Genomic DNA, 11,179 nt, shown 5'->3' with positions numbered 1-11,179 from the left:
ATTAATGTTTTCGTTCCATCCTCAGCCACAGCATGTACTTCTAAGAAGTCATAGTCTGTCTCAATTTCATACAATGATTTGTAATCAAATTTTGCATTTGTTGCTTTTGTTAGATCAAATACAGGTGTTTCTAATGTTGTATGAATGTCGTCACCTTTTGTACTATAGTAATACTTCTTACCAAATGCAGGATCAATACCTTTTACATCTTTGTCTGGTAAGTTAACGCGAATCAGACCAGGACGAGCTGATTTCGTTACACTTTGATCTAAGTACGTCGCAAAACCGATACCGCGGTTTAATTTATCATAGTCAACCTCTACAATATTTGCCCAGTTTCCACCCATGTTCTTTTGAAAGAACTCTTTGTTTTGCGGAGAGAAACTCGGTGGCGTTGAACCTGCAATTTTTCCAGCCCAGCTGCCGCCGCTCATAACAGACCAAGAGTTAATTGGCTCACCTGATCCAGAATACTTCGTATCATACTCATCTGGAAGACCTAAATCATGACCAAATTCATGTGCGAATACACCAACTGCTCCGTCTTCTGGCTCAATTGTGTAATCGTATGCTGCCATTTTACCGCCCCAGTTATCAACCTTTGCTTTCGTTCCTTCAATTGGATATGGTGCTCCAAGGTTCCAGCGATGTGACCAAATTGCGTCGTCACCTAATCTACCACCGCCTCCATCTTGACCAACTCCAGCGTGAATGACCATTAAGTGATCAATAAGACCATCTGGTTCGTTTTTATTTCCATCTCCATTATTGTCATATTGATCATATTGATCAAATTCCGATAAATCAATACCACTTTCTACAGCTGCATCTAATGCCTCTTTTACAAAATCACGCGGTCCTTTTGGTCCTTTATTATCATGACCGCCATCGCCAGCATCTGCACCATAATCCGCCGCTGTACCAGGAACTGTCAACCACTTTGTTACTTTCCCATCGACTGTATAGCTACCACCAGATTGCTCTTCATAATATTGTTTAAATGTTGGGACTTTTGAACCATCAAAGAGTGTAAACGGCTCATCGCCAAATAACATTTTTTGATAATGTTCTGGATTAAAATCATTTGAATACATATAACCTGGTACTTGATCAATATTGTTATGCTTAAAGTCAGAAAACTCTACTAGCAATACAAGAACTTTATCTTTACGAACATCACCATTATATTGCTTTTGCTTCGCTGAACTAGTTGGTACTTTTCCGTTTAATCCACCTTTAACCGGCTCTTGTCCAGCTACCGGACCACTAGCAGGTTGATTTGCTTTTTCTTTCTCATCTGCTTTTGCATCTTTAACGTTTTTCAAAAAGTCAGCAGCTTCTCTCGTAACACTGTCCCCCGCTGCTGGTTCTTTTCCAGCATTTTCGCCTTTTTTCTTCTCTACGTATTTTTCAACAGCTTTTAATGTGTCTTCTTTCGATGCAGATTCACTAATTACACCACGTTTCTTGAGCGCGTCTGCTAGACGCTCCTCCTGAATTAAATTTGTATCAATTGGACTTAAAGCTTCTCCATTAGACGGCGTTGCCGCATAAACAGATTGACTTCCAAACCCAAATGTGCAGCTAAGCACAGCTGTCGCCGCGAGCGTAGACAGCACCTTAAAAGGCTTTTTCTTCATCCCTATTCCTCCCTAACGCTAAATTTACACCAACATTTTGATAATAAAGAAAATTCAATATTTTTACAATATATTGTCTTAATTTGTAATATTTTTGAAAAAATTCTTTATTCTAGATTGATATACATTCCGATTTATCGATATTTTTGAAAAAATGATGAAAGTCGATAAAACTATTAAAATCTCTGTATATAATTGCAAGATATTAGTCTTGTTCGATAAACTTTCTGGAAATGCATGATTTTCACACTATTTATCGCAAACTATCATTCTTTATTATAAATAATCGAACCTTATTTTAAATCTACAAGAGTAGCGTATTTTTTCATTTAGGGGGTGCTCTAAAATCTTAGCTTGATGACGATGCCTTGTGACCCCTTAAAAGTTATAAAACCGTTCGTTATAAAAAATCAAAAAAGCCGGTTTCCAAATTTGGAAACCGGCCTTAAGATATGTTGTACAACTATCGCATGCTTTAGTTGTACAAGGAATTTTTTAATTTTAATCTAATTTACCTTTGCATAAATGCAGGTATCAGTTAGTTTTTTACCGTCAGCTGAAAGATCTTCATTACGTAATATCCCTTCAAGCTCAAAACCTAGTTTTTCAGGGGTCGTACGACTTTTAATGTTATTAGATTCACATCGTATTTCAATCCTTCTAAATTTGAGTAACTGAAATCCAAGGTTTGTTAACTCACTTACTGCTTCTGTCATATATCCATTGCCACTAAATTGCGTGTTAATCCAGTATCCAATTTCACATTTAGAAATCTTCCAATTAATTCCGTGAAGGCTAGCAGTTCCAATAAAATCATTAGTACCCTTATGATAGATAAGATAGCGAAAGCTTTCTCTTTTCAAAAAATCTATATGCGCATTTCTCAGGATAATTTCCGTTTCTTCAACAGTAGGAATTGACTGGAATAAAAGCAACCATTGCTTTAACTCACTAATTGAATCTTTAATACCTTGGTGTACGACATTCCCTTCACCAGCTTGGAGTGGTGCTCGAAGAATTAGTCTGTCTGTTTCTATTTGTAACGGAACATCTAATAAAATAGGATTCATATCATTTCTCCTCTCGAAAACTTTAAATTCTGACATAATGAAACTTATATAATAAAAAAACTTTCACCCCAAAGAAATAATTCTTAAGGACGAGAGTTGCAATTTCGTGGTACCACCTCAGTTTGTTTATATGTCACCATATCAATCTCTTCGGGTACGTTACTATAAAATACCCTATCTCACTAACAGGAGATCCCGTCACAACATCACTATAAGTTATTATAAAACCGTGCGAAGCTCCTAGTCTTTCTTCATTAAGAACTTGATATAGAGCAGTACAGTAAAGCTTATCTCCCATAAAGGGACCTCCCCAAAATTAGTAAACAATACATATATATTCAATTCATCACTTAGAAATCCCTTTTCACATATTGAAGACTAAACTGCCAGATTGATACTTGTAATGGAAAGTGCAAACTAAGTGTTTGGTTGTGCCAAATCGCTAAAAACTCGTTAAAAAATTAGTGCCTGTCACCACCCGCTGGCTATTTAAACAATACATATTCCAACTAACTTCATACGTGTATGCGTTTCATCAATCATTCCCTTGACTCTCTATTTGTAGTACTGTATAGTACTAATATGAAGAAAAATACACTTAGCAATAAAGATATTGCTCTGCAATCCGCTTTTACACTGTTTCTTACTAAAGGTTTTCTGGCAACAAGCATGGACGACATAGTCGCACATAGCAAAGTTTCAAAAACGAACATTTATTATTATTTTAAGAGCAAGGAGGAGCTACTGCTCGCTATTGTTAATCAGTTGATAGCACATTACGAGCAGCGAATTAATTACATTGCGTCTCAAACTGAACTCACCGCTCAGGATAAATTAGAAGCGGTACTCCACATTTTAAGCGATACTATTGAACAAAATAACTACCTTGGCGGTTGTCCTTTCCTGACTCTGTACACACAGACGCCTATTGACGCCGTTGAAATTAGAGATAGAATCAAGAGTTTCTTTGAAAAACAGCTGCATGGTGTTGAATTGATTTTAGCCCAAGGGATTGCACGGCAAGAACTAAAGGCAGAGCTTCCCGTTAAACAAACAGCTACGTTGATTGTCTCCTCAATTGAGGGTGCTCTCTTCTTGGCTCAAGCTTCTAACAACCAAGATATAGTCAAAAATTTATTTCCTACTTTAGCTTCCATGCTAAAGTAATATTTTTAGTTATATTAGTACTAATTAGTACTACAAAATAATAAAGGAGTGCTTTTATTATGAATATCTTCATGACAGGCGGAACTGGTTATATTGGACGTCATCTAATCGCTGAGTTAGCTTCTCAGCATCAGATTTATGCACTTGTACGTCAAAAAAATCGTCTTCTTACCATCATCAATCAACTGGCACCCGATCAACAGAACAACATTGTTCCCGTTATCGGTGATCTAACGCAGCCTCGATTAGGTTTAAGTGATGCCAGCTACAAGCAATTACTTGCAACTGATCTAATTATTCATGCAGGAGGCCCAATGAATATTGAGCTGAACCTCAGTGAAGCTGAGCAGTCTTTCCTCTACCCTGCAAAATCCCTTGCTCGGCTAGCACAGGATATCCACGCTGCAAAAGAATTAAAGCATTTTATCCATGTCGTAGGCTTTATGAGTCCCTATCATGAACAAAATGCATTATTGGATCTAGATCATTTGCTAGACAATCAACCGCCTTATGAAAAAATGAAGTTTTTAGCCGACTCTTATATACGAAAATCTCTTCATAACATGAACATTCCCTTATCTACTGTTAATCCTAGCGTAATCGTCGGAGACTCCTTCTCGGGGAAAACGGAACAGATTGGAGGCCTTAGTATCTTAGTCGATGCCGTAAGGCGAAATCTTATGCCGCTTGTGCCAGGCGGCGACGATTATTGGCTGCCAATGGTTCATATTGATCATGTGGCTTCGTTTATTTCAAAACTTGCTAATACAGAAGGGTTATCAAGCAATACCTACTATCTTTTAGATTCTAAGCAAGAGAGCCCGTCCATCCGAACTTTCATCAAACTCATGGCACACGAATTGCAGACAACACAGCCGTTAGGAACTATACCACTTCCGTTATTGAAAACTGTGCTTAGAATAGGTGCCGGTAAAATGCTTGGTATTCCTAAAGAATCCATGGGTTTTCTTGTTAAGTCGGAATTCCCTATTTACAGTAAATTAGAAATAGAACAAAGGAACGGCAAAAATTCATTCGTAGTTCCATCCACGCTCCCCTTTATTATTAGCGATTTGGATTATCGATTAAATCATTTAGGCCTGAATCAAAATGAGCAGAGAGATTTTAGTCAACGAAGAAGGGCTAACTTAGTTTCACTAGAGAAAGATAAGAATGAAACGCCTATTATTTTTCTTCATGGGACGTTCAGCAATGCAGATACCCTTTCGCCCCTCTCGCAATTTTTAAGCAGTTTAAATACTTGGTTCGTAGATTTACCTGGATTTGGGCGTACCCCTTATCACCATAATCCTTCTGTGCTAGAAGGCTATATAGAGAGCGTTTCCACTATGATCACTGAATTGAACAGACCCGTTATATTAGTGGGGCATTCATTTGGCGGATTAATTGCGGCTCAAGTGATGGAACGGCTGCCCTCGCTGATCAAACAACTCATTTTATTGCAACCAGTACTGCATCCTATCCAACCTAAATATAGATTTCGAAGTATTACAAGTTTCATTCTAAAATATATGAAGCCCGCCCGTTTGGAAAAAAAGCTACTTCAAGCCAATAGCTTCAGAACATCCAGTCAGTTATTGAGTAATTACGCTCATTCTGTGGCTCGTGATTTAAAATCCCCCCGCATACGCAAAACTAACGCTACGGTCATGTCTTGTTTAACTATATCAAAATCCATTCAACTAAATCCCGAGACATGGGATAAGGGGAAAATCAAGATACTATGGGGAGCTTTGGACAAAGATCATCATATTCCAATGCAGTTTGAACACTTAGACATTACACATATTCAGTACGGTCATCAGTTTCCTGTTGAATCGCCTGAACTAACTGCTCAATGGATTTCTCAAGTTGTAACAGTATAAAGTTTCTTTTGATAGTATTGATGAAGGTGTGGAGTGCCAACAAAAAAGCGGTTATTCTTTCTGATTATGCTCGTTTAGTTCGGAAAGAATAACCATTTTTTTACTTTTCGGTACTAAAATCTCGTAAGTTGATGGTCATACGGCAGTCCCCCTATCAATACATTTTCATCTGGATATTTACGTTTTAGTTTCTAGTCTTCGCATAAATTTCTTGCATTGTTACATTTGCCTTATCATATGATTCCAACTGCTGTATCTGAACTCGTTGCATGATAGGCAACGTTCCGTATAAATGCCTTTTTCCCATTTCCGGGTGTACTCCAACAATGATTAAGTTGCCAGCCTGTAAGCCTGAAGTTATTCGCTTTAAGTCGCTGTATCCTGTATTGATGCCAGTTAAATCTCCGACATCAATTTGCACTTTTACATACAGATCTACAAGAGTTCCTTTTAGATCAAATTCACTTGAATAACCTGTTTCACCAACTATGCTCAGTCAATCAATTTTTATAACGCTGTTTTCGTAAGAATTGTTGCTATCTTGAACATACTGATAAAGTGAAACTTCAATCAGTCGGGGTTCTCCATCCCCCACTGATTGTCAGCCCTCACCAATCGGGCTGTTATGGGCTGTAATACTCCCACCTAACTTCTTTGCTCCCGCCGAATTTTGAGGTGGGAGTATTACAGCCCGCAAATAGCGGGATAAAAGGTTGACTTTCAACTAGTACATCAGATTTAAAGGAGGGTTAACATGCAAGATGAATTAAATATAAATATCTATTTAGATGAAACTGATACTCCGTTTTCAAGATATTATAGCTCAGATGATGTTCACCTAAGCTCTGACCTTGAAGATTTTATTTTGTCAAAGCTACACAGTGGCAAAAGAAAAGAAGTAGACATATTTTTTTCAGGTCAGAATGATTTTGACGAAAAGTCATTGAAAACTGCCACACTTAACACTTTTTCTAACCTCTTGAACGAAGAGGAATATACATATGCTAGAAATGTCAAAAAAGCTATTGTTTTGTTTGTGCTTGGTATTATTGTGGGCGTGATATTCTTGAAGCTTTCAAACAGTCATGCCTATATTGCAGGAGTATTAAGCATTGTGTGTTGGGTTTTTATTTGGTCAGGTACGGAGGTTTATTTTTTTGAAAATCAGCAAATCAAACGAAATATTAGAAAATGCAAGAATATTCTAAGTGGTAATGTACACAAGAAATAGAATTTTAATAAAGTGAAACTTCAATCAGTGGGGGTTCTCCATCCCCACTGATTTTCACCCCTCACCAATCGGGCTGTTATGGGCTATTGATGTGGGATACAAGTAGAGGAATTTGAAAGTAAACTACTATTCAAAAGTTTCGTTTTGGTGAATTTTATTTATCTTGTTTCACTAGTTCATTTGATAATGATTTGTTTAGGAATCTTCACAGTTATCTTTCTTGGTTATCATAATATGTTTTATCTGCATATTTTTTATCAGTTCCTTTTAGATAGGCTAAGATTATTTTGGGATTTTTAAGTAAAGCCCAGTCCCCATGTTTATCAAATCTTCTGCTTGAAGTTATCATTCCATTTTTAATTGTACCGAATTTCTTATTATTTCGCTTTCCCCATTTTTTTAATCGTTTAGCGAAATCTGCATCTTCTGCCATAAGCATATTTTCATTAAAGCCGTTGATTGCCATAAAGTCTTTTCTATAGCACCAAAAAATCCCTACAGATATAGCTCCATACTTAAAAAGTAAGGGGATTATTATTAACAGTGCGGAAACGAATATTCCTAAAGATATTCTTTCAAACTTTCCAGTTACCCCGCCGCCAATGTATGTACCTGAAGCTAAATATTTGTCGACATTAGATAACATAGACTCTGTCATTTGAGTATCAGCATCTATAGTAATGATTATTTCTCCGCTCGCTATTTCGGCCCCTGCATTTCGGATTTTGGATAAGTTTTTATCGTTATTTTTTAATGTAATACAGTTATACGACTTTGCTATTTCCTCTGTTTTATCTGTGCAACGATTTAAAACAACTATGACTTCAGTTTGATTTTTATATGCCTCTGATGCCTTTGCGATTGAATCTAAACATTTTCTAATGTACTTTTCTTCATTGTGTGCAGGGATTATAATAGAAAACTTCACATTTTGTTTCAAATCGACTCCTGAAGATTCGTTTGTTTTAGTCATACTATTCCCCCTTTTTATAAAGTAAATATTCACTATACATAACATATATTAACATTCATTAGGTTATATTTCCGGAACCCATCCTGCCAGATTATTATGCTCAGCATGACAATATACCCAATCGTTCCAGTTTCCAGGCCCTGAATAAGAATGTCCCACTCGCACTTGATCCCCTTTCTCTAAACTGATTGGCTCTGGATAATTACTACGATGAGACTGAATTACAACATATTTCATTTTACTCTCCAATAATCTGAAAATTAAGTTATAATTTCATTATAAAACTAATTTATGATAAACAACTACAAAATATCGAGAGGAGCGGTTCTCATGTACTACAACAACCTATTCGAAAACGATCAACCTGTAATCCGTCTATAACCTAGGGCGGGCATACGTATACTTTATAAAAATATGCCTCGTCTTAGGATTTCGAATGACAATCCTACAAATAGACGGAGGTATTTCACAATGAAACAAACCATTTTAGGAGCAATCTGTTTATCACTTGCAGCAAGTATTTGGGGTGGTATGTACGTTATTAGTAAATATGTACTCGACTTTGTTCCACCGCTTACACTTGTCTGGCTTCGCTTTATCATCGCTTTTTTCGTTTTATATACAATTTTAAAAATAACTGAACGAAAAAATAAAAAGAAAATCCATATTCATAAACGAGACTGGTTCCTTTTCGCGTGGATCGGTTTCATTGGTTACTTCATTTCAATAACATGCCAATTTATTGGAACAAAATTATCTGATGCGCACACAGGATCTTTAGTTACATCGGCTACTCCAGCATTTATGGTCGTATTCGCTACTCTCATTTTAAAAGAAAAATTAACGACTCGTAGAATACTCTCTACTATCCTAGCTACAATAGGCGTCATTATTGTGATTGGATGGGATATAGAAGTTGGTTCTTACTTTATTGGCACAATCATTTTAGTCGGGGCAGCTATTACGTGGGCTTTACTATCTATTTATGTAAAAATTGCTTCTACACGCTTTTCATCCTTGCTCATTACAACGTACGCAATATTCTTTTCGTTATTTTTCATTACACCTTGCATGATTTGGGAGTTACAATCAAGTCCAGTCGGAAACTTAAACACCACTATCATATTAGGTATTCTCTATTTAGGAATCATCTCCACTGCTGGCGCCTTTTTTCTTTGGAATAAAGGCCTAGAGCTCATGGATGCTAGCATCGGTTCCCTATTTTTCTTTTTCCAGCCAATTGTCGGTTCGTTATTAGGGTGGTTCCTTTTAGATGAAACGTTAAATCGTAATTTTTTTATTGGTGGTGCTCTTATTATATTTAGTGTCGTGATAACTACACTTGAAAAGAAAAAATAACAATAACAAGATTTTATTTCGTAATTGAATTAGCATTATAAATCTCTGCGTTTTTAACATTAAAAAAGCAGAAGAATGATTTCTTATCAAGACCTAAATTAAAAAAAGATAAATAAATGAAAGGAGATTACATATTTTATATGACTAATATGTAATCTCCTTTCTTACTTAAGAAAAGCGCCCGACTGTTAAACAATAAAATATGCGAAAGATCACTGTTCTAATTTATTTGACTATCACACCCGCTTCACCATATAGAGAATGTAAAGGGGGGCACACCTTCAATACTGCTTAATTATGGTGCTTTAGGACCAATCAACGCCGCCCCAAGAGGATTGCAGCTTTCGCAACAGAACAATTTGGCCGAGATGATATGTATCGTGCATCATGATATTGCTGAGTAAACGCTCAATAGAGTACCTGTTAGCTGCATACGGAGCTTTTAACTTTTCATCGTCAAGGTCCGCAATGACCGTTTTTAATTTATTCATGACTTCATTGAGGCGCTGTACTGTCTGGGCCCACCCAATTTCGTCTTCTGGATTCCCCGGATTTCCAAAGGTTTCTTCATTGTCTTCTGCCTTATGCGGATTCTCTGTGACCTTGATTCGATGGATTACGTCTTCATTCCAAAATATCAAGTGGTTGACAATCTGCCAAATCGAATTGCTGATTCCCGAACTTGTCCATGCTGCCTCGGCTGCGCTGACTCCATGAAGCGCCTGATCCATGGATGCAAACCAATCATTCTCATGACAATGCATGTCGAGTTGTTCTAAAAACATTTTGGTTACAACTTGCATACAATCAATCTCCTCACTGTTTCGTGTAATCTTTCAAAATTAAAAGAATTGAATGCTCAAAATCTCTTATTGCGATATTAGGTATTTTTCTTTGAAGATGGGACTTAATTCACTCCAAACATCAAATTTATTACCATCTAAATCATAAAAAACAAAGTTCTTTCCAGTGTGTCCTCTGTTCTCGATTTCTCCAACTTTTATTTCTTTTTTAATAAAATCACTATGAATTGATTCAAGTGCATGTAAACCATTAACTTCAAATGTTAAAGAGAAGCACTCTTCATCACAAAAATCATAAAAATTTAAGCTTTGATTTGCGTGGGGTTTAACCAGAAAAAAACTTTGGCTTGCAAAGTTAAGAATAGCTTTGTCTTCGTCTTTATGGCTTAACTCTGCACCTAATTTGTTTACATACCATTTTGAAGAAAGTTCTACATTAGTAACAGGAATATAAATAGTTCCAATCCTCAATAATTTATCTTTCATTCTCCACTCTCCTTTCAGTAATTCAAATAGCATTAATAAATATGTTCTCTTTTTATGTACCTATTGCCTTTGAAAATCCCACAATTTTCTTTATGATTTTTCAATATCTGTATAACGAATCTAATATGTATAAGAAAAGAGGATATATGCTCATATATTGAACATAATATCCTCTTCTTCGTTTAGTCTATTTAATATCGTTTTTTTCTGCTTTTTCAGCTTAATATGTAACATATTGCTTTACGGATTTACATTAACCCTTTTTCCAATGAAGAAAGATACGATACTAACTATTATTAGAAACACAGAAAGGATACCATAAGCCCCGCCTTCAAATCCTCTTACACTTACAAATCCAATATAAAATAAAATAGCAGCAGCCATGATTGTTATTAAACCTGGTAGCATCCTTATTAAAAAAGGAAAATCTTTTTTACTAAACCACCAAGTAAGTGCCAATATTATTCCCCCTGGTAAGAGAGCCATTAGCAACGGTCCTAAAAGCATCATAATGCTCACCTCTTTCATTTTACCTCTTACCAATTAACATATATTCCTATCACA

Annotated in this window: 12 protein-coding genes and 1 pseudogene; 4 read left to right on the top strand and 9 right to left on the bottom strand. The window is 36.2% G+C overall.

Translation table 11 applies throughout. The features are described 5' to 3' along the window. From CN373_RS22735 to CN373_RS25660, 3 genes are all read right to left on the bottom strand, one after another. The coding region (locus tag CN373_RS22735; protein ID WP_098360218.1) for an immune inhibitor A domain-containing protein at positions 1 to 1,640 on the bottom strand (1,640 nt) is incomplete at its 3' end. A 506-nt stretch (positions 1,641 to 2,146) separates the two neighbouring features. Then, positions 2,147 to 2,710: a GNAT family N-acetyltransferase gene (locus tag CN373_RS22730; protein WP_098360217.1), complete on the bottom strand. Its 564-nt coding sequence runs from the start codon at positions 2,708 to 2,710 to the stop codon at positions 2,147 to 2,149. Positions 2,711 to 2,843: 133 nt separating this feature from the next. Continuing rightward, entirely contained in the window at positions 2,844 to 3,008 is a 165-nt protein-coding gene (locus CN373_RS25660) for a hypothetical protein (protein ID WP_165770977.1), read from the bottom strand. 284 nt (positions 3,009 to 3,292) lie between these two features. Here CN373_RS25660 and CN373_RS22725 point away from each other — a divergent pair, with 284 nt between their 5' ends. Together CN373_RS22725 and CN373_RS22720 are read left to right on the top strand one after the other, a co-directional pair. Further along, positions 3,293 to 3,877, top strand: a complete 585-nt coding sequence (locus CN373_RS22725) for a TetR/AcrR family transcriptional regulator (protein WP_000742489.1) — start codon at positions 3,293 to 3,295, stop codon at positions 3,875 to 3,877. 59 nt (positions 3,878 to 3,936) lie between these two features. Next, positions 3,937 to 5,763 carry an alpha/beta fold hydrolase gene (locus tag CN373_RS22720; protein WP_098360216.1) on the top strand — a complete coding sequence of 609 codons (1,827 nt, stop codon included), beginning with the start codon at positions 3,937 to 3,939 and terminating at the stop codon, positions 5,761 to 5,763. A gap of 152 nt (positions 5,764 to 5,915) precedes the next feature. Here the strand turns inward: CN373_RS22720 and CN373_RS22715 are convergent. Beyond that, a pseudogene (locus CN373_RS22715) lies at positions 5,916 to 6,259 on the bottom strand (DnaB-like helicase C-terminal domain-containing protein); the annotation flags it as partial. Positions 6,260 to 6,517: 258 nt separating this feature from the next. Here CN373_RS22715 and CN373_RS22710 point away from each other — a divergent pair. Then, positions 6,518 to 6,994 (top strand): hypothetical protein, encoded by a 477-nt coding sequence (locus tag CN373_RS22710; protein WP_098360215.1) that lies wholly within the window; start codon positions 6,518 to 6,520, stop codon positions 6,992 to 6,994. A 211-nt stretch (positions 6,995 to 7,205) separates the two neighbouring features. Here CN373_RS22710 and CN373_RS22705 read toward each other — a convergent pair whose 3' ends face one another. Next, on the bottom strand, positions 7,206 to 7,967 hold the full coding sequence (locus CN373_RS22705; protein ID WP_000169327.1) for a glycosyltransferase: 762 nt from the start codon (positions 7,965 to 7,967) through the stop codon (positions 7,206 to 7,208). 63 nt (positions 7,968 to 8,030) lie between these two features. Next, positions 8,031 to 8,204 (bottom strand): SH3 domain-containing protein, encoded by a 174-nt coding sequence (locus CN373_RS22700; RefSeq protein ID WP_000878497.1) that lies wholly within the window; start codon positions 8,202 to 8,204, stop codon positions 8,031 to 8,033. Between the two features lie 234 nt (positions 8,205 to 8,438). On the opposite strand from CN373_RS22700, the gene CN373_RS22695 reads away from it, so the two are divergent. Then, on the top strand, positions 8,439 to 9,326 hold the full coding sequence (locus tag CN373_RS22695) for a DMT family transporter (RefSeq protein ID WP_000814704.1): 888 nt from the start codon (positions 8,439 to 8,441) through the stop codon (positions 9,324 to 9,326). Positions 9,327 to 9,631: 305 nt separating this feature from the next. On the opposite strand, the gene CN373_RS22690 is transcribed toward CN373_RS22695, so the two are convergent. The 3 genes from CN373_RS22690 to CN373_RS22680 all read right to left on the bottom strand — a co-directional run bounded on the left by CN373_RS22690 (position 9,632) and on the right by CN373_RS22680 (position 11,125). Then, positions 9,632 to 10,129 (bottom strand): DinB family protein, encoded by a 498-nt coding sequence (locus CN373_RS22690; protein ID WP_001198474.1) that lies wholly within the window; start codon positions 10,127 to 10,129, stop codon positions 9,632 to 9,634. Between the two features lie 66 nt (positions 10,130 to 10,195). Beyond that, positions 10,196 to 10,615 (bottom strand): VOC family protein, encoded by a 420-nt coding sequence (locus CN373_RS22685; RefSeq protein ID WP_000653352.1) that lies wholly within the window; start codon positions 10,613 to 10,615, stop codon positions 10,196 to 10,198. A 240-nt stretch (positions 10,616 to 10,855) separates the two neighbouring features. Further along, a complete protein-coding gene (locus CN373_RS22680) occupies positions 10,856 to 11,125 on the bottom strand; it encodes a YesK family protein (protein WP_000979292.1) in 270 nt (89 codons plus the stop codon). Positions 11,126 to 11,179 lie beyond the last annotated feature (54 nt).

Source organism: Bacillus cereus, from assembly GCF_002561295.1.
GTDB lineage: Bacteria > Bacillota > Bacilli > Bacillales > Bacillaceae_G > Bacillus_A > Bacillus_A cereus_S.
The sequence above is the reverse complement of the archived record's forward strand: the minus strand, read 5'-3'. Positions and strand labels throughout refer to the sequence as shown.